The organism is Xanthomonas sp. A1809 (assembly GCF_017746015.1).
Classification (GTDB): Bacteria; Pseudomonadota; Gammaproteobacteria; order Xanthomonadales; family Xanthomonadaceae; genus Xanthomonas; species Xanthomonas euvesicatoria.
The window spans coordinates 1-24,835 of the sequence record NZ_JAGHWZ010000016.1; the positions used below are offsets into that span (position 1 = coordinate 1).

General features: G+C 66.9%; 18 protein-coding genes. 7 read left to right on the forward strand and 11 right to left on the reverse strand.

The features are described 5' to 3' along the window. The first annotated feature begins 745 nt into the window (after positions 1 to 745). Positions 746 to 1,927 (forward strand): benzoate/H(+) symporter BenE family transporter, encoded by a 1,182-nt coding sequence (locus J7396_RS18680; RefSeq protein WP_209261890.1) that lies wholly within the window; start codon positions 746 to 748, stop codon positions 1,925 to 1,927. Between the two features lie 74 nt (positions 1,928 to 2,001). Here J7396_RS18680 and bphP read toward each other — a convergent pair whose 3' ends face one another. The 6 genes from bphP to J7396_RS18710 all read right to left on the reverse strand — a co-directional run bounded on the left by bphP (position 2,002) and on the right by J7396_RS18710 (position 9,428). Further along, positions 2,002 to 3,906, reverse strand: coding sequence for a bacteriophytochrome BphP (gene bphP / locus J7396_RS18685; RefSeq protein ID WP_209261891.1), 1,905 nt, complete (start codon positions 3,904 to 3,906; stop codon positions 2,002 to 2,004). Next, positions 3,903 to 4,496 (reverse strand): biliverdin-producing heme oxygenase, encoded by a 594-nt coding sequence (locus tag J7396_RS18690; RefSeq protein WP_008573226.1) that lies wholly within the window; start codon positions 4,494 to 4,496, stop codon positions 3,903 to 3,905. Before J7396_RS18690 ends, bphP begins: the two co-directional genes overlap by 4 nt. Before the next feature lie 99 nt (positions 4,497 to 4,595). After that, the gene (locus J7396_RS18695) at positions 4,596 to 5,861 is read right to left on the reverse strand and encodes a TCR/Tet family MFS transporter (RefSeq protein WP_209261892.1); all 1,266 of its coding nucleotides are present in this window, start codon (positions 5,859 to 5,861) and stop codon (positions 4,596 to 4,598) included. A gap of 451 nt (positions 5,862 to 6,312) precedes the next feature. Next, positions 6,313 to 8,475, reverse strand: a complete 2,163-nt coding sequence (locus J7396_RS18700) for a lytic murein transglycosylase (protein WP_209261893.1) — start codon at positions 8,473 to 8,475, stop codon at positions 6,313 to 6,315. Between the two features lie 175 nt (positions 8,476 to 8,650). Then, positions 8,651 to 8,857, reverse strand: coding sequence for a hypothetical protein (locus tag J7396_RS18705; RefSeq protein ID WP_008571431.1), 207 nt, complete (start codon positions 8,855 to 8,857; stop codon positions 8,651 to 8,653). A 184-nt stretch (positions 8,858 to 9,041) separates the two neighbouring features. Continuing rightward, positions 9,042 to 9,428: a YchJ family protein gene (locus J7396_RS18710; protein ID WP_081711182.1), complete on the reverse strand. Its 387-nt coding sequence runs from the start codon at positions 9,426 to 9,428 to the stop codon at positions 9,042 to 9,044. Between the two features lie 105 nt (positions 9,429 to 9,533). On the opposite strand from J7396_RS18710, the gene J7396_RS18715 reads away from it, so the two are divergent. Continuing rightward, a complete protein-coding gene (locus tag J7396_RS18715; RefSeq protein WP_209261894.1) occupies positions 9,534 to 10,370 on the forward strand; it encodes a TSUP family transporter in 837 nt (278 codons plus the stop codon). A gap of 47 nt (positions 10,371 to 10,417) precedes the next feature. Here the strand turns inward: J7396_RS18715 and J7396_RS18720 are convergent, their stop codons facing one another. The 4 genes from J7396_RS18720 to folE form a co-directional block, all read right to left on the reverse strand. Further along, positions 10,418 to 14,473 carry an SbcC/MukB-like Walker B domain-containing protein gene (locus J7396_RS18720; protein WP_209261895.1) on the reverse strand — a complete coding sequence of 1,352 codons (4,056 nt, stop codon included), beginning with the start codon at positions 14,471 to 14,473 and terminating at the stop codon, positions 10,418 to 10,420. Positions 14,474 to 14,745: 272 nt separating this feature from the next. Then, positions 14,746 to 15,447, reverse strand: a complete 702-nt coding sequence (locus J7396_RS18725; RefSeq protein ID WP_008574660.1) for a DUF4194 domain-containing protein — start codon at positions 15,445 to 15,447, stop codon at positions 14,746 to 14,748. Beyond that, positions 15,434 to 16,903: a DUF3375 domain-containing protein gene (locus J7396_RS18730; RefSeq protein WP_008574658.1), complete on the reverse strand. Its 1,470-nt coding sequence runs from the start codon at positions 16,901 to 16,903 to the stop codon at positions 15,434 to 15,436. The genes J7396_RS18725 and J7396_RS18730 overlap by 14 nt, the downstream gene beginning before the upstream one ends. A 19-nt stretch (positions 16,904 to 16,922) precedes the next feature. Further along, positions 16,923 to 17,525, reverse strand: coding sequence for a GTP cyclohydrolase I FolE (gene folE / locus J7396_RS18735; RefSeq protein ID WP_008574657.1), 603 nt, complete (start codon positions 17,523 to 17,525; stop codon positions 16,923 to 16,925). A gap of 130 nt (positions 17,526 to 17,655) precedes the next feature. Here folE and J7396_RS18740 point away from each other — a divergent pair, with 130 nt between their 5' ends. The 5 genes from J7396_RS18740 to J7396_RS18760 all read left to right on the forward strand — a co-directional run bounded on the left by J7396_RS18740 (position 17,656) and on the right by J7396_RS18760 (position 23,085). Continuing rightward, positions 17,656 to 18,108 carry a MarR family transcriptional regulator gene (locus J7396_RS18740; RefSeq protein ID WP_008574655.1) on the forward strand — a complete coding sequence of 151 codons (453 nt, stop codon included), beginning with the start codon at positions 17,656 to 17,658 and terminating at the stop codon, positions 18,106 to 18,108. 87 nt (positions 18,109 to 18,195) lie between these two features. Next, entirely contained in the window at positions 18,196 to 18,414 is a 219-nt protein-coding gene (locus tag J7396_RS18745; protein WP_016850515.1) for a DUF1656 domain-containing protein, read from the forward strand. Further along, a complete protein-coding gene (locus J7396_RS18750) occupies positions 18,411 to 19,334 on the forward strand; it encodes an efflux RND transporter periplasmic adaptor subunit (RefSeq protein ID WP_164738705.1) in 924 nt (307 codons plus the stop codon). The genes J7396_RS18745 and J7396_RS18750 overlap by 4 nt, the downstream gene beginning before the upstream one ends. Then, positions 19,331 to 20,791, forward strand: coding sequence for an efflux transporter outer membrane subunit (locus J7396_RS18755; RefSeq protein ID WP_209261896.1), 1,461 nt, complete (start codon positions 19,331 to 19,333; stop codon positions 20,789 to 20,791). Before J7396_RS18750 ends, J7396_RS18755 begins: the two co-directional genes overlap by 4 nt. After that, positions 20,788 to 23,085 carry an FUSC family protein gene (locus J7396_RS18760; RefSeq protein ID WP_209261897.1) on the forward strand — a complete coding sequence of 766 codons (2,298 nt, stop codon included), beginning with the start codon at positions 20,788 to 20,790 and terminating at the stop codon, positions 23,083 to 23,085. Before J7396_RS18755 ends, J7396_RS18760 begins: the two co-directional genes overlap by 4 nt. Positions 23,086 to 23,360: 275 nt before the next feature. Here the strand turns inward: J7396_RS18760 and J7396_RS18765 are convergent, their stop codons facing one another. Further along, positions 23,361 to 24,722, reverse strand: a complete 1,362-nt coding sequence (locus J7396_RS18765; RefSeq protein WP_127166367.1) for an MFS transporter — start codon at positions 24,720 to 24,722, stop codon at positions 23,361 to 23,363. Positions 24,723 to 24,835: the final 113 nt, after the last annotated feature.

Here is a 24,835-nt window from a genome sequence, read left to right on the forward strand (position 1 = left end):
TACATGCCCGAAGGCAAATACTCTTAGCTGCAGAAGTCCAACCACTGGCAACTTATCGCTTGCAAAGCAATTAATATGTTGCTTGATTAAACGTCTGCAAGATGGACAATCATCCTTCCTGCAGGCGTCCGCACAAATTACCTGCGCACACTGTCAAAGAACATGGGGAAGTGGCCTCAGCGCCGTTCCCGTCAGCTTCGTCGTTTCCGTCGAAGCGAGCCGCCCATTATAGCGGACTTTTTCTTGCCGTCAACACCTCATTTCGAGGTGGTTGACGCTGCTTCGTTTGAACCCGAAGGTTTTCTGCGAAGCGAGCCGGCCATATTAGCAGGCTTTTCATCCTCGTCAACCCCTCGTGAAGAGGAAGTTGCCGCCGCTGCACTTCAATCCGCCGTAGCGTCTTTCCGTGTAGCGAGCCGCCCATCATAGCCGGCTTTTTCGTTTCGTCAACACCTTGTGATGTTTCCGATTCGCCTCGTTCGTTGTTGCGATGCTTCGAGAAGCGCCGCTGTCCTGAGCGAGGCCGCGCAGTTTATCGAGACCACGCAGAAGTGCAAGCACTTTTTGACACTGGCATGACATCGACCTGTATCCACCCGGATACGGCACGCGATTGCGCACTCTCACCACGTCCCGCACGCATGCAGGCTGCAGGCTCATTGATCGACACCCGGAGGCGTAACGGTGCGGTATCGATCGCGGGTTGGCTCGATGAAAATGTATGTACCAGACAGAGAGCGCCCTCATGCCCGCTTCCCGCAATCTGCTTCGCGATCTATCCCTGCCCGCGATTGCCGCCGGGTTTGTCACCGTGCTGGTGGGGTTCGCCAGCTCTGCGGTGATCGTATTCGAGGCCGCGCGCCATCTGGGCGCCGACCAGGCGCAAATTGCATCGTGGATGTGGGCACTGGGCATCGGCATGGGCGTGACGTGTATCGGCTTGTCGCTGCGCTACCGCGTGCCGGTGGTCACGGCCTGGTCCACGCCGGGCGCGGCGATGCTGATCGGCAGTGCAGCCGGGGTGCCGTTGGGCGAGGCGGTCGGTGCGTTTGTGGTGGCCGCGGTGTTGGGGATGGTGGCCGGGTTTTCGGGATTGTTCGAACGCGCGATCCGGCGGATTCCGGTCTCGCTTGCCTCCGGGATGCTGGCCGGCGTGTTGTTGCGCTTCGGCCTGGACATCTTTGTGGCGATGCAGAGCCAGCTGTTGCTGGCGCTGGCGATGTTGGCGACCTACCTGGGCGGGCGGCGCTGGTTCGCGCGCTATGCGGTGATTGCGACCTTGTTGGTGGGTATTGCGATAGCTGCCAGCGGCGGGCTGCTGCGGTTGGAGGCGGTGCAGTTGCAACTGGCCCACCCGGTGCTGGTAGTGCCGTCGCTATCGTGGGCGGCGCTGTTCGGCCTGGCGATTCCGTTGTTCGTGGTGACCATGGCCTCGCAGAACGTGCCGGGCGTGGCGGTGATCCGGGCGTCCGGCTATGCGGTGCCGATCTCACCGACGGTCGGCTGGATCGGTGCGGTCAATGCGGTGCTGGCGCCGTTCGGTGGCTTTGCGTTGAATCTGGCGGCGATTACGGCGGCGATCTGCATGGGTCGCGAAGCGCATGAAGATCCGGCGCGGCGCTACACCGCTGCGGTCAGCGCGGGCGTGTTCTACCTGCTGGTCGGGTTGTTCGGTGCGACCGTGGCAGCGGTGTTTGCGGCCTTCCCGCGTGAACTGGTGATGGCCATTGCCGGGATCGCGCTGCTAGGCACCATCGGCAATAGCCTGGCGGCGGCATTGCGCGAGGACAGCGAACGCGAAGCGGCGTTGATCACCTTTCTGGTCACCGCCTCCGGGCTGACGCTGGGCGGGATCGGCGCGGCGTTCTGGGGCCTGGTGGCCGGAACGATCACATTGCTGGCATTGCGGACGAAAGCAGCGCCTTAGTACGCGTGCCCGCTGATGGAGCACCAAGTGCGGCAGACGCATGCGCTGGCCGCCTGCCGGTGATCACAGCGCTCTTACTCCGGGTCGCGCAACTGCAGCAGCCAGTGCGCGGTGACGCTGCTGGGGCTGGGCAAGGGTTCGAGATGGAACTGGCGATACACCGGTGCGCCATCACGGGTGCGCAGCGGCAAGGTGACATAGGCAGCGCGACCCAGGCGTAGCGCCTCTTCGAACAGTTCGACCTTGCCACGTGCGGCATCGTCGGCCAGCAAGGCGAGGATGTCGCAACCGATCAACTCGGCCACTTCGGTCTGGCTGAGTTCGGCGAACGCCGGGTTGACGAACATCAGCCGGTGCGCAGCGGCGTTGGCACCGCGTTCGATGATGGCCACCCCGTCGCGCAGCCGCGACAGCGAGGCTTCGAGCAGGGTGAAATCCTGCTGGAAGCGCTTGCGTTCCATTAGTTCGATCAGCACGCGCAGGCTGCGCGCCGACTCCAGATGCAGCGGCGACCAGCGCCGTGCGCGGCCGCGTACGGTCTGCTGCCACAGATCGAAACTCTTGCGTGGCGACAGCCGCGAGTTGGGGATGTCCTGCAGCTTGGCCAGCTGCGGGTTGCCGGCCCATTTGACCTGCTGCACCTGCTCGCGGCGCGTCCACAGCAGGGCGCTGCGCGATTGCGGCATCAGCGGCACGAAGATGAAGCCAGCGGCCAGCGGAGCGAGGTCGGCCAGCTCGGGGAACACCTCGCCGATGGCGTCCACATGCAGGGCACCGACCGCATCCTCGCGCAGGGCGTCGTGGTGTTCGGATTCGATGTGGTCGCGGATGCGGCGCAACGCCTCTGCATCCGGCACGCTGCCATGACGGCTGATTTCGTTGCCGTGGAAGATGGCCACGCCATCGGCGTCGACCACGTCCATCAGGTCCGGGGCCATGTCGGCGAGCATGTCCACGGTCAGGTGCTCGGCGTCGTTGAAGTCGGTGATCAGCTTTTCGCGGATGGTGAGCAGCACCGACTCCAGCCGCGCCCGCCCCACCGCCTGTAGCGCGCCGATGCGCCCGGCCAGCGCGCGGGTCACCGCATCGGTGGCATCGCGCATGGCATGGCTGGTGAAGTGCGGGCTGTAGTGGTGACAGGAAATCAGCCCCCAGAGCGCATCGTTGACCACGATCGAGGACACGAGGGTGGCGCTGACGCCCATGTTGGCCAGGTATTCCAAGTGCACCGGCGAGACGCTGCGCAGGCTGACATCGCTCAGATCCACCGGGGTGCCCAGGCGCGGATGCAAGGTGGGCTGGATCGGCGACGGCTGGTACCGCACATCGGCGATCTGGCGCACGCGGTTGCGCAGGTACAGCGCGCGTGCCTGCGCCGGGATGTCGCTGGCCGGGTAATGCAGGCCCAGATAGGCTTCCAGTTCGGGCTGGCGCGCTTCGGCGATGACGTCGCCATTCCACTCTTCGTCGAAGCGATAGACCATCACCCGGTCGAAGCCGATCATGCTGCGCAGGCCCTTGGCCGCGCGCACCGCCGCTTCGTCGATGCCGGCATCGCGCTCGATGCTGCGCAACAGCGGCAGCGCTTCGCGCAGGGTGACATCCATCAGGCGCGCGTCGCGCGGCTCGATTTCGATCAGCCATTGCTCCGGATACAGATGCCAGGCGGCCACCCAGGGATGATCGGTCGGCGCGCTGCGCTGCGGGAAGCGCACATCGGCGTGCAGCAGGTGCTGCGGTTGATCGTCTACTGCAAATGGTTGCGCATCGGGCAGTTCCAGCACCTGGGTGTACGGCATGCCCAGCAGGGCATCCATCGGCACGCCGATCAGATCGGCGGCGGTGCTGCTGGCCTGCACGATGCGGCCATCGGCCGGTTCGATCACCAGCAACACGCCGTAAGGCTGGATCAGGCCGGGAATATGGATCGGTTCCCGCGCGCAGACATCCATATCCAGAGGTTCGGTGGACTGATTCACGGCTGTGGCTCCGCTGCGAGGCAGGTATGGAAGTGGGCGAACATGGCCTGCGCGCCGTCGATGGCGGCGTCGCGTGCGGATGGGGTGGCCAGGCGTCGGTCCAGCGCTGCCTGGAAGCGGCGCCAGCCGGCCGGGTCGTCGTCGGCCATCTCGAAATAGCGCAGGGCGCCGGCCAGCGCGGGCTGCTGCTTGCGCACGCTGCGTGCGATCACCCGTCCACCGAGCTGCGAGCCTTCGATGACGTACAACATGCCCCAGCGCGCGGCATCGTCGGCAGTGGCGGGCAGTGCGGCCGGCAGATCCGGTTGCTGGCCGAGCGCGCGCAGGTCATCGCGCAGTGCCGGCACCCGACGGCGGTAATGCCAGCCGTTGCCGACCAGGGTGGCCAGCCAGTTGCCGAGTTGCGCTTCGAAGCCGCTCAGCAAGGCATGGTGGCGGCGCAGGATCTGCACATAGGCGGCCGAATCGACCCGCCCCTGCGCTAACGCCTGCATCAGCGGCACTGCTTCGACCAGGCGATGGGCATCCTGGGTGGCGTGGCGCAGTGCGAGCGCAGCCGATGGCGGAACTGCCAGGACGTCGGAAACCATAGGAGCTCAAAGCGGTGCCGCGGCACGAAGGACACCAGCCTAGCAGTGCCTGCGCAAATCAGAAAAAGCAGACGCGAGCGCAAGCTGAATAGGTTGGCTTCACGGCTGCGCCGCGGGGCTGGTGCCGGCGCCGCGCGCAGCCCGTTTCCAGGCCATGCCCCAGCCTGCGGCCAGCAGCACAGCGGCCAGCAACCACGGCGCGCCCGGCAGATGCAGCGGTGCACCGCTGCCGATGAACCAGGCGAAGACATTGGCGAACAACAATGGACCGGCGATACCGGCCAGGCTGACCAGGCCGGTGAGCGCGCCCTGCACGCGACCTTGCGCGTCGGCGCCGACCTCACGGGTGATCAGGGCCTGCGCGGACGGTGCGGCGATGGCCCACAACGCACTGATCGGCACACCGATCAGGAAGGCAGTGCCGCTGTCGGCCAGCCCATAGATGATGAAGCCGATCACCCCGCAGCCCAGCCCCAGCAGCAACGCGCGGCGTTCGCCGAGCCGGCGCACCAGGCGGCCGACCAGCAACGCATTGACGATGATGCTGCAGACACCGACCCCGGCCAGCACCCAGCTCACTTCGCGCGGGCCCCAATGGTATTGGTAGCCGGCGAACAGCACGAAAATGCTGGGATAGACGTAGTGCGCCAAGTTGGCCAGGAACACCACCGACGCCAGGCCGAACACCTGCGGGTAGCGGCGCAGCAGTTTGAGCGCGCCCAGCGGATTGGCGTGCGACCAGTCCAGCCGCGCGGTACGACGTTCGGCGGGCAGCGATTCGGGCAGCACGAACCAGCCATACAGCATGTTCAACAGGGCCAGCCCGGCAGCAAACCAGAACGGCCAGCGCAACCCGATGCTGCCCAGCCAACCGCCGATCAACGGGCCGGCGACAAAGCCGATGCCGAAGGCGGCACCGAGCATGCCGAATGCGCCGGCCCGTTTGTCCGGTGGGGTGACATCGGCGATGTAGGCATTGGCGGTGGAGAAGCTGGCCGAGCACACGCCGGAGATGACCCGCGCCAGCAGCAGCATCGGCAGGCTGTGGGCAATGGCCATCAGGATGAAGTCCAGGCCCAGGCCCAGGCACGAGAGCAGGATCACCGGGCGGCGACCGAAGCGATCGGAGAGCGCGCCCTGCAATGGCGAGCAGACGAACTGGATGGCAGCGAACAGGAAACCGAACCAGCCGATCCAGCCGGCGGCCACCACGTAGTCGCCGCCGGTGAAGTGGCGCACCAGATCCGGAAGTACCGGAATGATCACCCCGAAGGACAGCACGTCGATCAGGACGGTGATGAAGATGAAGATCAGCGCGGCGCGGCGGCGCCCGGGGACGGGAGCGGAATCGGGAGAGAGGGACATCGCGCGGCGCAGTTGGGCGAAGCGGCGAGTGTAGCGGTGGATTGAATGATGGGGTTGGGGTGGGCTGTCGTCTGATGCGCCCAAGGTCCCCCTCTACTGAAAGCCCCTCTCCTGCGGGAGAGGGGTTGGGGTGAGGGTACGGGGCGAAGCGACATGTGCGCTCAGCCTCCACCAGGCTTCGCGCGTACCCTCATCCGCCCTTCGGGCACCTTCTCCCGATGGGAGAAGGGAAAGCCTGTACGTCCTGTGCAAGACCCGCGGTGAGGGTACGGCGAAGCATTCGTGTCGTTCCAACTGCGCTAGGCTTCGTTCGTACCCTCATCCGCCCCTTCGGGCACCTTCTCCCCCATAGAGCAGGGCAATGTCCCGGTGGAAGAAGCGAGTCGTTGCTGCTGCTTTCGTATTCTGAAAACAGCGTGGGCTTTGCCCGATCGGGAGGCGATTGTTGCGCTTACTCGACGCTGATGGTCTGGGTCAGGGTGTGGCTGGCGCCGGGAGCGAGTTCGATCACGTCCGGGCCGGCATTGGCCGCTTCCAGGCAGACGTAGTCGCGCCAGCCCTCGCCCACGTCGGCCATCTGCTTGCCGGCCTCTTGGCCCGGGTTCCAGGCCACCAGCGAGCGGCTGCCTTCGGTAGCGATGACGACGCGGCGGCCGAGCACCGGGTCGGTGAGCGTGTAGCGGCCGCCGGCATTGGTGTAGATGCGGTCGCTGCGGCCGGGGTCGCGTGGGTCGCGCAGGCTCCAGTCGCCTTGCTGGCGATGGGCAGTGGCGTAGTTCTCGTACTTATCGAGATAGTCCAGGCCATCCAGGCCCTGCACGCTGACCTTGAGCGCGTCGCCGACACGGAAATAGTTGTGCAGCGCCTGGGTGAAACGCACCGGGGCGGCGCTGGTGTTTTCGGTGATCAGGCGTTGCTCCAGCGTGCGGCCGATGCGCAGGGTCATGCGCAGGCGCAGCGCCAGGTCGTCGAAACGCGGCGGGGTGAGCGTGAGCACCACGGTGCCGTCGTCTTCACGGCGGCTTTCGGTGAGTTGCCAGGCCACCGTGCGCACGAAGCCGTGGGCGGGGACGTCGCCGGTCTGGTCCTGGCGGCCGAAATACGGCCAGCACACCGGCGCGCCGCCGCGGATCGGGGTAGGCGGCTGCTTGGCACTGGGCGAGAGCCACATCACGTCCTGTCCGCCCTTGGGCACGAACGAGAGCAATTGACCGCCGAACAGGCTGATGGCGGCGGTGGAGAACGGGGTGTCGATCAGCAGCGACGGAAACCCGTGGAAATCGCCTGTGGTCAGGCCGGTGGTGTCGGACATGGGGGATGCCTTGTGGACGCTGGGGGATTGGGCGAAGGCCGGGTATGCGGCCGGCAGCTTGAACGCGGTGGCGCGCATGGCGGCGGCGCCGGTAACTGGCGGGGCGGCGCGCAGCGCGGTGAGGATGCGTTGGCCGGGGCGGCCGTCGGCCGGTTGCAGGCCCAGGCGGGTCTGCTCGACCTGGATGGCGCGGCGGGTGGCGCTGCCGACCATGCCGTCGGCCTCGCCGATCTGGTAGCCACGGGCGAGCAGCAACTGCTGCAGTTCGCGCCGTTCGGGCCGGCCCAGGCCCGGATCGTCCGTGGGCCAGGCCGCGATCAGGCCGGGGCCGCCACGCAGGCGATCGGCGAGCAGGGCGATGGACAGCGCGTAACTTTCGGCGGCGTTGTAGGCGTAGATCGCGTCGTAGTTGCGAAACACCAGGAACGCCGGGCCGCTGGCACCGGCCGGCAACAGCAAGGCGGCCGGCGTTTCTGCCGGCAGTCCGGCCGGTGCCAGCGGTGTGCCGTCGGTGCCGAGCAGGCCGGCGCGTTGCCAGGCCTGCAGCGGTTGGCGGCGGGTGCGCCCGGCCTTGCTGGCGTCGAAGCCCCGCGGCAGGGTGACTTCCATGCCCCACGGACGGGCGCGTTCCCAGCCGGCCTTGACCAGGTAGTTGGCGGTGGAGGCCAGTGCATCGGGAATGCTGGTCACCAGATCGCGGCGGCCGTCGCCGTCGCCATCCACGGCGATGCGGGCGTAGGTCGAAGGCATGAACTGGGTTTGCCCGAACGCACCGGCCCAGGAGCCGGTGAGTCCTTCCGCCGACAGATCGCCTTGCTGCAGCAGGCTGAGCAAGGCGAGGAATTCGCCGCGAAAGAACGGCTGGCGGCGGCCCGCGCACGACAGCGTGGCCAGCGACACCAGCAGCGGGCGCTTGCCGGTGACGCGGCCGTAATCGCTCTCCACGCCCCACACCGCCACGATGGTGGCCGGGTCCACGCCGGTCTGTTCGGACAGGCGGCTGAGCAGCTCGCGGTGGGTAACCAGCATGGCCTGGCCGTCGCTGACACGCTGGCTGTCGACCAGGCTGGCCAGGTAATCCCAGATGGGCGTGGTGAATTCGGGCTGCGCATCCAGCAGCGGCAGCACGCTGGGATCGGGCGCCAGCCCGGCGGTGAAGCGCTGAAAGCTGGCAGCGTCCACGCCCTTGGCAGCGGCCTGGGGCTGCAGGCCAGCCAGGCAGCGGTCGAAGGCCGGATCGGCAGAGGCTGCCAGCGGCAGCAGTCCCAACACGAACGGCAATGCACGCCGGGCCAGCGTCATGGCGCGATGGCTGGCGGGTGGACAGAAGTCATGCGGTGAAGTGCTCCTGCGCGGCAAGTCGAGCCGCCGAGCATAGCCAACCTGGGGGTCACAAGCGTGCAGAGGGCGATACGTGGGGCGTCCCTGGGTGGGGCCGGCGGCTCGGTGCGAGCGAGAGGCCGCCGGCCCGACGGGCTCAGCTGCCGTCGCCGGTGATCCCGGTCAGCATCGACAGGGCCGGCGCGGATGGGGCGTTGTCGGTCGCTCGGCGGGTGCGGGCATGGCGCGGCGCATCGTGGCGCGGGCCGAAGCGAATCAGTGCGGTCGCCACGCACGCCGGCAGCACGATCGCGAACACGACCGCCGCCAGAAGCACCCACTGCCAGAGATTGAAGGTTGCCATGATCCAAGTCCCCCCGCGGCGGAGTTCGCCTGCGCGGCAAGCTTCGGCGATCGGCTGCGAACGCGGCGTCGACAAATGGCGGGCGTGAAGACCGTTCGTCGGACTGGACCGGCCTGGCGGGCGGTGCATCGAGGGGCGCAGTTGGTGGCGACGTCGGGCTGGGGTGGGACGGTGGGCGTGGGACTCAGCGCGCGTCGAGGTAGTACCAGTGACCTGCCTCGCGCACGAAACGGCTGTGTTCGGTCATGCGGACTGCGCTGCCGCCACCGATGCGATAGCGCGCCAGGAAGACCACCTCGGCCGTCTCGGGGCCGGTCTCGAGGGTGCGCTGCACGCTCAGGCCAAGCCAGGTGGTGCGCCCGCCTTCGTCCAGCGACAGCGCGGCCGGGCGCGTGGACGGATGCCAGCTGGCCAGCAGGTACGCAGCATCGCGGCGCACGTAGGCGCTGTAGCGGGCGCGCATCAACGTCTCGGCGTCGGGCGCGGCGGCACCGGCGTGATACGGGCCGCAACAACGTGCGTAATCGGCCGGGCGGCCGCAGGGACAGGGGTCGGTGGGTGTGGTCGGCATGCGGGGATTGTGCGGGATGGGATTGGGGATTGGGGGTTGGGGATTGGGGATTGGGGATTGGGGATTGGGGATTGCATTGCGAAGCGGGACGCGGGAGCGGCGGCTATGCTGTCGCCCCCCATTGCGCGGAGCGTGGTCTTGCTGGAACTGATTCCCACCGAATTGCCGTGGCTGCTGTGCATTGCGTTCGTGGCCGGGTTGGTGGATGCGGCGGTCGGCGGCGGCGGATTGATCCAGCTGCCGGGCTTGTTTGCCACGCTGCCGCAGCAGGCGCCGTCGCTGATTCTGGGCACCAACAAGTTCAGTGCGATGTTCGGCACCGCTGCGTCGGCGTGGCGATACGCGCGCACGGTGCGCTTTCCGTGGCGGCCGGTGCTGTATGCCACCGCGGCGGCGTTTACGTTCTCGTTCCTGGGCGCGACCGCCGTCAGCCTGATGCCCAGGCAGGCGGTGCGGCCGCTGATTTTGCTGCTGCTGATTGCGATGCTGATCTACACGCTGATCAAGAAGGACTTCGGCGCGCTGCATCGGCCACGTCAGATCGGCCGGCGCGAACTGGCCACCGCGTTGGCGATGGGCGCGGCGATCGGCTTCTACGACGGGTTCTTCGGCCCGGGGACGGGCAGCTTCCTGATCTTCCTGTTCATTCGCTTTTTCGGGCTGGATTTCCTGCGCGCCTCGGCGGCGGCGAAGGTGGTCAACCTGGCCACCAACCTTGCGGCGTTGTCGTTCTTCTTGCCCAGCGGACAGGTGATGCTGGCGATCGGCCTGCCGATGGCGGCGGCGAACGTGGCTGGCGCGGTGGCCGGCACACGGATGGCGTTACGTGGCGGCACGCCATTGATCCGCAAATTGTTCCTGGTGCTGGTGATCGTGCTGATCGGCAAGATGGGCTGGGATCTGCTGCACTCATCACTGGCACCCGCTGCCAACGCAGCGTAGTCGAACCGGCGACGCCACCTGCAGATGGCGTCACCTGTGCACTGTCTTCAGCGCTTGCCGCGCGCCTTCGGGGCGCCTGCCCTGGCGACGCGCGTCGTGGCCGGTGACGGTTCAGCCACCGCGCGCGCCGAGGTTGTCTTGCCGGCGCCACGCGCTGGCTGACCAGTCGATGCGGCTGTTGCACGTGGCTTGGCTGCGGCAGTGTTTTTCACTGGCGCAGATGCGGCGGCGACCTTGCTGGACGTGGCGTTGGATGCGTTTGCGGCCACAATCGGCTTGCCCTGCGCTTTTGAAGACCGCGTGGTCTTGCCCACGTTGGACCTGGATGCAGCTCCTGACGACACCGCCGGCGCTTGCTGCGCGCCTGAGGTACGTTTGTCCGCTACCGGCTTGCCAGCCACAGCTGGAGTGCGCGAAGGCGATTTCTTCGGCTGCTTTGCGTGAGGCTGTGCCGCAGCGCGTGTGGGCGATGTGGTCTTGGCGTTCTTGTTTTGCTTGTTTTTGTTCTGCTTGTTCGCCGTCGCCGTCGCCGCTGCCGGCTTGCGCTTACTACTATGCGTGTTCTGCGCTGCGGGTGAGGTATCGCCGGGCACGGGCAAGGCTATGTGTAGCGGGAGGCCATCAGCTGTAATGCCGTCTGCGTTTGCAGCGCCCTGCACTCCTACAGGCTCACTCGCAGCCTCGATCGCTGACGCGGCGTCAGTGGCATCGGCCACCGCTGCCTCATCGCCACGCGAGCGCTCCGGCAGCTTCAATCGCTGTGCCTGCTCGTCGTATTCGATCAGCAACACGCCGGAGTTATGGCGGCCGCTGATTTCGACAAAACATGCGCCGCCGATGAAGGGCTCCAAGGTCATCACCGACTTCAACGGCGTGGCCACCACCATCTGGAAGCCGAAGTTCTCGAAGATGTTCATCGCCAGCGCGGTGAATTCGTTGTCGGCCTTGTCGAAGGCTTCGTCCAGCACCACCGCGCAGTAGCGCGGCAGTTCGCCGTCTTCGCCGCCAAGCTGGTAGCGCAGCGCGGCCGCCAGGCAGGTGGTTGCCAGTTTCTGGCGCTGACCGCCGGACTTGCCCGCGCCGCTGCGGTAGATCTCCACCTGCGCGCGCGTCTGCGCGTCCAGTTCCACACCGATGAACTCCACATGCAGGCGCACATCCAGCACCTGTTCGCGCCAGCGGCGTGCCTCCGGTTCCTGCGCGCCCAGGCGCGCCACCAGCGCACGCAAGGTGGAAAACTGCGCCTCGGCCAGGGCGCGGTCTTCGGTCTGTTGATGCGACAGCACCGCGCGCAACTGCTGCTGGAATTCCTGCACCTCGGCCAGGCGACGGTCGCCGACCTCGATGGTCAGCACGGTGTCGCGATTGAACGGCACCTGCTCCAGGCTGGCGTTGACCTCGTCCATGCGCTGCTTGATGCCCTTGTGGGCTTCGGCGGTGTAACGCTGCAAGGCCAGCAGGTTGTTCTTGCTCTGGGTCTGCAACAGGTCGAAGAAACGATGCTCGTGACGCGGCAGGCCATCGCTTTCCAGCCGGTCCAGACGCGCGAGGAAATCGTCGGCGCTGGCAAGGCTCACGGTGAAATCGCCGCTGTCTTCGGGCCACTGCTGGCAATACTTGCGGAAGCATTCCAGCAACTGCGCGCTGAGCCGGCTGTCGCGGCCCTGGCTGTCGGCCAACTGCTCGGCCAGGCCACGTTCGACCACGCGGAAATGCGCTTCCAGATTGTCCAGCGACAGCGGCGTCAATGCGGCAAGCCGTTCCCGCAAGCCCTGCAACTGGGTGGGCGTGAGCGTGGCGGAACCGGCGCGGCCCGCGCAGGCCGCATGCTGCTGTTCGAGCCGCACGCGTTCGCGCGCCAGTTGCGCGCGCTCCAGCCGCACATCTTCATAGGTGCGCTTGGCCTGGTCGCGCAGGGTCCGTGCGGTCTCGATGGCCTGGCCGAGCACGCGCAGGCCGCTGTTGCCTTCGCGCAGCTGCACCAATTGTTCGTCGATATCGCTCAGGCGCTGCAGCTTGGGGCCGACGTCGATCTCGTCCCAGTCGCGCTCCACCAAGGTGTGCGCAGCGAGTTGGCGTTCCTGGTCCTGCTCACGCTGCTTGCGCAGCGCTGCCACATCGGCATCGCAGCTGGCGATGCGCTGGGCCAGCGCCTGCGCTTCGCGCTCGAACACCTTGAGCTTGTCGCGGTTGTCGTGACCGAGCAGCCAACGCTTGCGATCGTTGACCGCGTGGCGGTCGTCCTTCTCATAGCGATCGCCAGGATGCTTGACCTGGCCCTCGCGGGTGATCGCGCGGTCGGCGTTGCGCAATGCTGCGGCATTGTCCACGCACGCGTAGTCGAAACGACGGGTCAGTTCGTTGCGCAGCCATTCGGTAAAGGCGTGCTCGCGCAGCTGCAGCTTGCCCGGCAGCGCGCCGGGATCGACCCGCCGCGAATGCAGCTCGTCGTTGCGGCGCACACGGAAGTACACCAGACGCGTACCGATATGGGTGCGGTTGACCCATTCGCTGACCTGCGCGTAATGCCGCTCGTCCACCAGCAGCGATTGCGCGAAGCCGTGCAGCACACGCTCGATCGCACCGCGCCAGGCCGTCTGGTCCTCGCGCACCTGCACCAGCTCGCCCACGAACGGCAGCGCGGCCTCGGCAATGCCGGTGTCTTCGCACAAGCGCGCGCGCAGGGCCTGCATCGGTGCGGGCATGCTCGATGGCGCGCGCTTCAGCGCCTCCAGTTCGGCACGGATTTCGGCAAACCGGCGCTCGTCGTCGCGGCGCGCGCCCATGCGTTCGGCGATGGCCTCATCCAGCGCGCTGGCGTCGTGCTTGCCGTTATCCAGCACGGTCTGCGCATGCGCGATCTGTGCGGCAAAGCCGCTGGCGCCGGCCGCCAGGGCGGTGCCGAGCTGGCGGCAGGCCTGTTCGATCTGTGCACGGCGGCGCAGGCGTTCGTCGCGCTCGCGCTCGACGCGCGCGCGTTCGCGTTCCAGTTCCTCGATCTGCTCGCCACCGGCGGCGCGCTGCTCGCGCTCCAGGCCAGCCAGTTTTTGTTCGTGGTTATCCAGCGATTCGCGGCGCTGGCCTTCTTCGCCGGCCAGTCCACGGTCCTGGTTGTCGAGTTCCTGCAGCCGCTCCTCCAGCAAGGCCAGCCGCTGCTGCTCGCGGTAGCTGTCCACGCCTAGTTGCAGCTCGCGCAACTCGCCGACGCTGTGGCGCAGCGCCATCAACGCCGCGTGGTGCTCGCGCGCAGGGGTCAGGGTTTCCACCTGGCGCCGGGCGGTGACCACCGCATGGTGCGCGCCATCGAGCTCGGCAAAATCTTCCACCAGCCGGTCGGCCGCTTCGAAGGTACGCGGCTCGTCCAGCATGAAGCCGCGCAGAAACGCATTGAGATCGCCCAGGTTCTTGGCCGACTGGGTCTTGTGCAACAGCCGCAGCGCCATCTCGTTGCCGATGCCCAGCGCATGCCGGAAACGTTCGGCGTAGCCGGCGAAGCCGTCGAAATGCGCAACGTCCTCACCCAATCGCGCCTTGAGCTTGCGCAGGTCAAGATCGAAGCCATCCAGCTCGGTCGCCACGTCGAAACGGCGTGGCGCGACCATGTAGTGACGCCGTACATCGGCCGCCGCGTTACCGCTGCCGGCGATCCAGAACAAGCGGATCAGGCTCACCGCCTCGCCGTGCGCATTTGCGTATTCCAGCACCAGCGCGGTCCAGGTGGCGCCCTTGCGCAGGTATTGGGTGGCGATTTCGCCGGACGCGCTGTCCTGCTGATCGGCCCACGCACCGCGCACATACGACACCAGACTCCGATCGCGCCCACTGCGCTCGGCTTCGCGCGCGGCGGCGTTGAAGTCGACGATGCTCGGCGGCGTCAGCAGTGCCGACATCGCATCCAGCAAGGTGGACTTGCCCGAGCCCGAACGCCCGACGAACAGGAAGCCCTTCTCCGCGATCGGCACTTCGGTCAGCCCGTTGAAGGTGCCCCAGTTGTGCACCTGCAAGCGCCGCATGCGGAACTGCTGCGCACGTTGCTCGGCGAGCGTCTCGGCAAACAAGGAGGCACCTGGTTGCGCTGGCGACAGATTGGACTGGGAATTCATAGCTCACTCATCAGAACGGGACGACGTGGAACGCAAAAAACTGGATGACGCATGGTGCCGCGCTGCTGTGTGGTGAGTTGCTGCGGCGCTGTTGCTGGTGATGCTGCGATTCCTATAACTGCCGTCGCAGTAGATGCAACACATACGACATGCTCCCAAGCACCACGCCACAACGTCCCCTCATCGCCCTGCGGGCAGCTTCTCCCCGATGAAGGAGGACAATGTCCCGACGCGAGAACGGAAGCCGGCGCGCCGGCGCGGGAGAAGGAAAATTACTCAGCAGCTACATCCCCTTCCCGCAAACCGCGATACGCGACCACCAAGGCCTGCACATCCTCTGCCGAGAACAACAGCTTCAGCACCGGCGAGACTTCATAGCGCTCCTCGCTGCCGCGCAAGCGCGACAGCAACTGGTTGTCGCGCATCTTGCCGATGGCCGTCATCACCCGCCGCGCGAAGCCCGCCCGATCGGTGGACACGTTCTTCTCGTAGACCGACAACGCCTCCACCAACTGCGCTTCGTCCACCACCGCACGCTCGCCGCGCGTATCGGCCTCGGCCAGTTGCTGGCGCAGGAACAGCAGCAACACCGACTCGATGAACGTCAGCGGCGCGCTGCGCAGCAAGGTGGGCGATTCGAGCTCGGCGGTGTCGGCCTGGCGGGTGAAGGCCACCCCGCCCTCGCGGTCGAGCACCAGCTCCAGAAACAGCTCGCACAGCACCTGGCGGATCGCCACCTCGTTGCGCAACAACGCCGGCCACAGCGCACCGTGCCGTTGCGCATCGATGCTGGGCCCTGCCAGCAACTGGCACAGCGCACGCCGCGCGTCGAACGGCAGCGTGCCGGTGTCGCCTAAAAACAGCTCGCCGCGCGGCTCGGCACTGGAGGCTTGCGTCATCGGCATGCGGTCGTCGATGGCCGACACCGCGGTGCTCTCGTCGGCGTCCGGGCCGGCGTCCTCAGACCAGTTCATTGCGTTTCTCCCGGGTAAACCACACCAAGGGAATGCGCGCGCGCCGCACGGCGCCGTCGCTGCCTTCCCATTGCACCGTTTCCATCTGTCCTTCGATCACCATGCCGTGGCGCGTGCCCAGCGACAGGTATCCGATCACGCTGCCCAGGCCCTGCACGGCCGGGCGTTGTTGCAAGGCGTCGCCGATGGTCAGCCGCGGGCGTTGGCCGAGCAGCTCATGCAGGTCGTTGCGCAGGCTGCGTACATCGATCTCCGATTGCGCGACCAGATCGCCCACGCTGTCCAGCGAGATCTCGGCCGCGTCGGCGGCCTGCACGCGTCCATCGACCTGGGTGAGCCGTGGATCGTGCAGCCGCCATTGCGACAGCGAGCGCAGGCGGCTGCTGCTGAGTGCCTGCGTATAGCCGGTGGCGGTGGTGGCGTGCAGGCTGTCGCGCAATTGCAAGGCTTCGCCCTGGGCCTGCTTGAGCAATTGATTGAGCCGGCGCTGTTCCAGATACCCACGGCTTTGCACGAACCCGCGCAGGCTGCGTGCGAAATGCTGCATCACCGTGTGCACCTCGCCGCCGCGCTCCAGCAGCGTGCCGGTCAGCCCGCGCAAGAAGGCGCGTTCGCGGCGATCGAGCTTGCGGGCAAACCCACGGGCAAGCAGCGCATCCAGCGCCTGGTCGAGCTGGCTGCTTTGCTGGGTGTCGTTGAGCAGACTCCAGAACGCCTCGAAGGTGCGCCCGGCTTCGCTGTCTGCAATCACATCCACGCCGTTGAATAATTGTTCGAGCACGTCGCCGCGCGCGCCTTCGTCGTCGATGATGCGCTCGCGGAATTGGCGGTTGAGCTGCTCGAAGTCGTCGCGCACGCGGTGGAAATCTTCGGCCAGCTCGTCGGAGAGATGGATCAGGTCGCGCGCGCGTTCCAGCGCGCGTTTGCCGTCCAGCGCCGCCACGCGGCCGGAGGCCACGCGTTCGATTTCGGCATCGATGCGCGCACGTTCATCGCGCAGCGCGGCCAGCCGGAGCTCTGGATCGGCCTCGGTCTGTCCGGCCAGCTGCACCAGTTGCTGGATCACCAGCGACAGGCGGCTTTCGGTGGCGCTGCTGCTGCTTTCGCGCAGGCCGGCGATGAAGCGGATGGCCTGGGTCGCGGCACGCGAGAGTTCGTATTCTTCTTCGGCTGCGCCTTCAGGCAGGCGGCGTTCCAGCCAGCCCTGTGCCAACCAATGCGCCAGATATGCCTGTGCGGTGCGCGGCAGTTCGCGCGAGAGCTCGTCGGCGCGCAAGGCGTCGAGCTGGCGCTGCAAACGTTCGTGCAACACGGCCGAAGGCAGGCGGCGTTCGCCATCCATCAGCACCGTCTGCAGCAGGCCGACCAGTTCGGGTGCGTGGTCGGCGGCGAGCAGTTTCCATACCGGCTGCTCGCGCAGTTGCCGATAACCGGCGATACGTGCCTGGTGCTTCATGGGCGCTGCCGCGACTGCCTCAACGCTTGCCGCCCACTTCGATGAACTGCAGGAATTCGGCGCGGGTGCGCGCATCTTCGCGGAAGGTGCCCAGCATCTTGGAGGTCACCATGCTGACGCCGCGCTTGTGGATGCCGCGGGTGGTCATGCACTCGTGCGCGCCTTCCACCACCACGCCCACGCCAAGCGGCTGCAGCACGTCCTGGATGCATTGGGCGATCTGCGCGGTCATCTTTTCCTGCACCTGGAAGCGGCGCGCGTAGCTTTCCACCACGCGGGCCAGCTTGCTGATGCCGACGACCTTGCCACGCGGCAGATAGCCCACGTGCACCTTGCCGATGATCGGCGCCATGTGGTGCTCGCAATGGCTTTCGTAGGAAATGTCGCGCAGCACGATCAACTCGTCGTAGCCGGCCACTTCCTCGAACGTGCGTTCCAGGTATTCGCGCGGTTCTTCGCGATAGCCGCTGAACCAGTCGCCGTAGGCTTCAGCCACCCGGCGCGGGGTGTCCAGCAGGCCCTCGCGCGTGGGATCTTCGCCCGCCCAGCGCAACAGGGTGCGCACGGCCTCTTCGGCCTGGGTCTGGGTGACGGAGGAATCGGGCTGGTTGGACTGGCTCATGCGCAGGTGCACCCAAAGGGGGCGTGCATGGTACCCGAGGACGGCCCGGCCGCCCCAGTGGCGGTTGCGCCAGCTTGCAAATATTCAGTGACTATTGATTCATTTATGAATTGATAGCATCCTATCTATTATGAAACCTGCTCTTTCTCCACGCGCCCAGCTTAGTTCCGGCCTGCTGGTGGCTGCCCGTCAGTGGCAACGCTTGGCCGATCAGGCGTTTGCCGAGTTCGACCTGTCCAGCGCCTGCACCGGACCATTGCTGATGATCGGGCGCTCCGGCGGCGGCATCCGCCAGGTGGCGCTGGCCCAGCAACTGGGCATGGAAGGCCCCTCGTTGGTGCGTTTGCTGGACAAGTTGGCCGCGCAGGGCCTGCTGCGCCGCGAGGCCGACAGCAGCGACCGCCGCGCCAACCAGCTGTGGCTCACCGATGCAGGCCAGGCACTGGTCGGCCAGATCGAGATCCGCCTGGATGCACTGCGTGCGCAGGTGTTGGGCGCACTCAGCGACGCCGACGTGCAGGTGGTGCTGACCTTGTGGGAGCAGATCGCGCAGGCGCATGCGCGGCTGAGCCAGGCCGACTGAGTCGGCTGTCGGCGTCGCGCGCGACGCCCGTTGTGCCCTTTCCGATGCCCCGGCGCGCTGCGCCGGGCGTTGTGGTTCTTTTCCAGGATGTGCCCGATGTACGGCGAATTCAGTCTCTACGGTGTGTTCGTACCCACCTTGCTGGCGTTGATGACGCTGGCCTACCTGCTCAACAGCGGCATCGCCGCGCTGCTGACCCGCGCTGGCGCGTACCGCTACATCTGGCACCCGGCGCTGTTCAACCTGGCGTTGTACATCGCACTGCTGGGCGGCCTGTTCTTCCTTACCCGTTGGATGCAATCGTGAAAAAGCTGATCAAGACCGCGGGGCCGGCACTGCTGACCCTGGCGATGGTGGTGCTGGCCGCGTGGGTGTTGCAGCACCTGTGGCGTTATTACATGCAGGCGCCGTGGACGCGCGATGCGCATGTGGGCGCCGATGTGGTGCAGGTGGCGCCGGACGTCTCCGGGTTGGTGGAATCGGTCGCCGTGGCCGACAACCAACCGGTGACGCGCGGGCAATTGCTGTTCGTTGTGGACCGCGCGCGCTATGCGATCGCGCTGGAACAGGCGCGCGCCGCGCTGGCCGAACGCCAGGCTACGCTGACCCAGTTGCGCCGCGAGATCGCGCGCGACCGCAGCCTGCAGGATCTGGTCGCCGCCGAAGATGCCGAAGTGCGCCGCTCCAACGTACAGAAGGCGCAGGCCGCAGTGGCCACCGCGCAATCGGCGGTGGATCTGGCCCAGCTCAACCTGGACCGCACCCAGGTGCGCAGCCCGGCTAACGGTCGCGTCAGCGACCGCACCGTGCGGGTGGGTGACTACGTCAACGCCGGGCGTCCGGTGGTGGCGGTGCTGGACACCGGCTCGTTCCGCGTCGATGGCTACTTCGAAGAAACCCGCCTGCAGGGCGTGCACCCCGGCCAGCGCGTGGACGTGCAGCTGATGGGCGAGCCGGTCACGCTGCAGGGGCATGTGCAGAGCATCGCCGCCGGGATCGAAGACCGCTACCGTAGCGGCAGCGCCGGCGCATTGCCCAATGTCACCCCGGCATTCGACTGGGTCCGGCTGGCGCAACGCATCCCGGTGCGCATCGTGCTGGATCGCGTGCCTGCGCATGTGCAGTTGATCGCAGGGCGCACTGCCACGGTGAGCATTCTGCCCGACACAGCGCACCCAACCCCGGCGACCGCGCCTGCCCATGTGCAGGCCAAGGCGGCGCCATGAACCGCGCGATGTTGCGTCCGCTGGGAGTGGCCGCACTGCTGAGCATGCTCAGTGCCTGCAGCACGGTCGGCCCCAACTACGTCGTGCCGGCCGAGTCGGCCTACCAGCGCCCGGCCGCCAATGCCGCGTTCCTGGACACCGGCAACGCGCAGGTGCAGCCCGGCGCCGCGCTGCCGGCGCGCTGGTGGGCGCTGTATCAGGACCCAATGCTGGATGGCCTGATCGAGCAGGCCCTGCGCGACAACGTCGAATTGAAGGTGGCCGGTGCCAACCTGCGCCGCGCTGCCGCGGTGTACGAACAGGCCATGGATGCCGGCGGGTTCGATTACGACGTGGAAGCCGGTGTCAGCCGCGCGCAGGTCTCGGCCGAAGCATTTTTGCAGGAAGAAAAGCTGCCGGTATTCAACCTGGCCGATGGCAAGTTCGGCGTGTCGTACCAGTTCGATCTGTTCGGCAAGCTGCAACGCGGCGCCGAAGCCGCGCATGCCGACACCCAGGTGGCGCAGGCGGCGATCGATCTGGCGCGCGTCAGCGTGGCCGCGCAGGTGGCCGGCAGCTATGTGGAGATTTGCCACGCCAACCATGAGCTGCAGGTGGCCGCGCATTCGCTGCAGTTGCAGCAACACAGCCGCCAGATCACCCAGCGCCTGATCGCGGCCGGTCGCGGCACGCCGCCCGATCTGGCGCGCGCCACCGCACAGGTGGCGATGCTGGAAGCGGCGCTGCCGCCGTTGCGCGCACGCCGCCAGGCCGCCGGTTACCAATTGGCCGCGCTGCTCGGCAAGACGCCCGGCGAGTTGCCGCCCGGCGTGGACAGCTGCGCGCACGCGCCTGCAGTGCAGCAGCCGATCCCGATCGGCGATGGCCGCGCGCTGCTGGCGCGACGGCCGGATGTGCGCCAGGCCGAGCGCCGGCTCGCCGCCGCCACCGCGCGCATCGGCGTGGCCACTGCCGCGTTGTATCCGGACATCCGCCTGGGCGGTTCGATCGGCGCCACCGGCCTGCTGGCGGATTTCGGCGAGCCGGCCACACACGCATGGTCGTTGGGCCCGCTGATTTCCTGGACGCTGCCCTCCAGCGGTGCGCGTGCGCGGGTGCGCGCCACCGAAGCCGGCGCCGATGCGGCGCTGGCGCAGTTCGACAACACCGTGCTGCAGGCCTTGCGCGAGGTGCAGACCAGCTTGTCGCGCTATGCGCAGGACCTGGACCGCCTGCATCTGCTGGAACAGGCGCAGCAACAGGCCGAGCTGGCGTCGGCGCAAAACCGGCGCCTGTATCAGGGCGGACGCACGCCGTACCTGTCCAGCCTGGACGCCGAGCGCACCCTGGCCAGCGCCGAGATGACCCTGGCCAACGCACAGGCGCAGGTGTCGCAGGACCAGATCCAGCTGTTTCTGGCGCTGGGCGGCGGTTGGGATGCCGACGCCGGGCGCAACACCACCACGGCTGCACGATGAGCCCGTTGTTGCGCGATCGCCAGGCCTGGCTGTTTTCGGCCAAGACCTTTGCCGCCTCGATCGCGGCGCTGTATGTCGCACTGGCCGGCAATCTGTCGCGACCGTACTGGGCCATGGCCACGGTCTACATCGTCTCGCAACCGCTGCTCGGCCCCACCCGTGCCAAGGGCGTGTACCGCGTGCTCGGCACCTTGCTGGCCGGCGTGGCCACCTTGGTGATGCTGCCGAATCTGGTGGAAACGCCGTTGCTGCTGAGCGCGGCGATGGCACTGTGGCTCTCGGCCTGCCTGTTCCTGGCGCTGCTCAATCGCGGCCCGCGCGGCTATGCATTCCTGCTGGCCGGCTACACCACCGCCTTCATCGGCTTTCCTGCGGTCACCTCGCCGGAAGGCATCTTCGACACCGTGGTGGCCCGCAGCGAAGAGATCATCCTGGGCACGGTGATGGCGGTGCTGTTCGCGTCGCTGCTGTTCCCGGCCTCGGTCAAGCCGATGCTCACCGCGCGGATCGGCAACTGGATGCAGGATGCGGCGCAATGGTGCCGCCAGGTGCTGCAGCGCGGCCCGTCGCAGGCGCCGCGCAATCGGCTGGCGGCCGATCTGGTGCAGTTCGAGGCCCTGATCGCCTTCGTGCGCCATGACGACCCACGCCATGCCGGCGCCGCGCCTGCGCTGGAACAGTTGCGCGCACGCATGCTGATGCTGTTGCCGGTGCTGTCCTCGATTGCCGACCGCCTGGACGCCTTGCAGCGCGACGACGCCGCGCACGGGCCGGAGTTGGCGACATTGCTGGAAGCTGTTGCTGCGTGGGTGGATCATGTCGCCGACACCGGCAGTGCCGATGCCGATGCCGCCCGACAGGCTGATGCACTGCGTGCGCGCATCGAGGCACTGCGCCCGGTGGTGGATCAGGACATCGATCACCTGCTGCTGGACAGTGTGCTGCTGCGCCTGAAGGAGCTGCTCGACCTGTGGCAGGACTGCCGCGCGTTGCAGCAGGCGCTGGTGCAGGGCACCGCGCCCGTTGCACTGCGTGCGCTGCCGGCGCCGGCACCTGATGCATCCCTACAAGCCGACCCTGCAGCGCGTGATGCCGCGGCGCGTTCCGCAGCGCCCGGGGCGTTGCTGCAGCGCCTGGGCTTCTCGCGCCGTCTCGCGGCGCAGCCGGCCGTGCCCACGCAGGACGACGCGGCGCTGCGCTCGTCAACGCGTGCGGCAGCGTGGCAGCCATCGGGCCAGCCCTCTGCAGAGATCGCTGACACTCCGGTTGCGGCACACGCCACGCGCCACATCGATTTGGGCATGGCCGCATTTTCCGCGCTGAGCGCCGGCTTTGCGCTGATGGCGTACTGCGTGTTGTGGATCGGCATCGGCTGGGAAGGCGGCGGCAACGGCGCGATGATGGCCGCAGTGACTGCTGCGTTTTTCGCCGCGCAGGACGACCCCGCGCCGAGCATGCTGTCGTTCCTGACCTGGGCGGTGGTGGCCAGCGTGGTTGCCGGCATCTATCAGTTCGGCATCTTCCCGGCCATCCACGATTTCCCGATGCTGGTGGTGGTGCTGGCGGCGGTCTTCCTGCCATTGGGCGCACTGCTGCATCGCCCCGGGAGCATGCTGATCGCCTTGCCGCTGGTGGTGAACCTCACCGCGCTGCTGAGCCTGCAGAACACCTACAGCGCCAACCTGCAGAGCTTCGTCAACGCGGCGGTGGCGATGGTGCTGGGGATCGGGTTTGCGGTGGTGCTGACGCGTCTGTTTCGTTCGGTCGGTGCGGAATGGAGCGCGCGCCGACTGGTGCGCCAGGGCTGGCGCACGCTGGCCGATGCCGCCGACGGACATGGCGCGCAGGATCGCCAGCACTTTGCCGCACGCATGCTGGATCTGCTTGGTCTGCTTGCGCCACGGCTGGCGTTGACGCCGGAAGGTAGCGACCTGGCCTCGGTGGATATGCTCAACGAAGTGCGCGTAGGCTTGAACATCCTGCAGCTGCGCCGCGCTCGGCATGGCTTGCCGGCGTCCAGTCGCGATGCGGTGGACGCGATGTTGCGCGACGTGGCTGCGCACTACCGGCGGCAGGTTGCAGGGAAGCGTCCGTTGCCGGGTCCTGACTCTTTGCGTGATCGTCTGGATATGTCGCTGACGCGCGTGGGCAAGGTGCCGGCAGGCGCGCAGCGTGATGAAGCGTTGTTGGGGTTGATTGGTTTGCGTTACAGCGTGTTTGCGCAAAAGGCGCCGCGTACCCATGGGAACGCCGATACTCGGCCGCCGTCAGCCCCTCTCCCCTCGGGGCGATAAGGCACTGCTTGCGCGCCACTGGCGCGCATGTCTTGCAGCGGCCGCGCTGCTAGTGCAGGCCGGGACGCGGAGCGGGGGTTGAGCTGAGGGTTTGGCTACCAATGCACGACCGCAGCATCGAAGCTTCACCTTGGCTGCGCGTGGCGACGCGTTTACCACGCTCGGTATGCCAATCACCTGAGGCGCCCCTCATCCGCCCTTCGGGCACCTTCTCGCCCATGAAGGGGGACAATGTCCCGCAGGGAGAAGGGCAGGGCTCTGCCCGCGCGCATGCATCACCGCTTGCGCTGATGCATCGCCGCTTCGTCGTCCAGCCAGTTGCTGCCCTTGTTGGTCAGGAAGAACATGTAGACCACCAACGACACCGCAATCACCGCCGTCGCATAGATCACGAACTCGGTCACGTGGTTGGTCTTCAGCGAGGCCTGATACAGCAACGGCGCGGTTCCGCCGAAGGCCGAATTCGCCAGCGCGTAGCCAAGGCCGACACCCAGCGCGCGCACGTGGGTGGGGAACAATTCCGCCTTCACCACGGCATTGATCGAGGTGTAGCCGGTCAGGATCACAAAGCCCACGGTGAGGATTGCGAACGCGGTCAACCAGTCGGTCTGCTTGGGCAGTTCCATCACCAGGAACCAGGTGTAGAGCACGCCGCCGATGCCGAAGAACACCAGCAAGGTCTTGCGCCCGACGATGTCCGACAACCAGCCGCCCACCGGCTGCATCAGCATCAGCACGGTCAGCGCCACCAGATTGATGATGGTGCCGGCCATCACGTCGCCACCGGCGAACGCGGTCTGGATCATCTTCGGCCCGGTGACCGAATAGGTGTAGAACGCGATCGTGCCGCCGGCGGTGATCAAAAAGCACAACAGCAGCGGACGCCACTGATTGACGAGCAATTCGCGCATCGAGCCGGAGGCCTTGGCCTTGCCGGTACGCGAATCGGCGATGGATTCGGAGCTCAGCGACTCATCCATCGTGCGGCGCAGCCAGAACACCACCAACGCGCCGATGCCGCCCAGCCCGAACGCCACGCGCCAGCCCCATTCGGAGACCTGCGACGCATCGAAGAAATGCAACATGATCAGCAAGGTAGTCTGTGCCAGTACGTGCCCGCCCACCAGCGTCACGTAATGGAACGACGACAGGAAGCCGCGCCGGCCGGGAATCGCCGCTTCGGACATGTACGTGGCGCTGGTGCCGTATTCGCCGCCGGTCGCAAAGCCCTGCAGCAGGCGCGCCACCAGCAAGATGATCGGCGCAGCGATGCCGATCGTGGCCACCGTGGGCGTGATCGCAATCACGAACGAGCACAGCGCCATCACCGATACCGAAATGGTCAACGCCAGGCGGCGGCCATAACGGTCGGCGAAGCGGCCGAAATACCATGCGCCGATCGGGCGCATCAGGAACGTCATCGCAAAGATCGCCCACACGAACATGGTGGCGTTCTTGTCTTCCTTGGAAAAGAACTGCGACTCGAAGTAGGTGGCGAACACCGAATAGACGTAGACGTCGTACCACTCGACGAGGTTGCCGGCCGAGCCCTTGAGCGTGTTGGACACCGAGCGGCGAAGGCTGCCGGCAGCTGTGCCAGAACCGGCAGCGATCGGAGACGATGGGGGTGCGCTCATGCGGTCAGAACCTCTTCGGTGGGACAGCCCCGGAGTATAGGTGCGCGCTTGTGTGACGCATGTAAGCATTTTGGCTTATAGATGGCGGCAACTCGCACACCGGACCGCCTGCT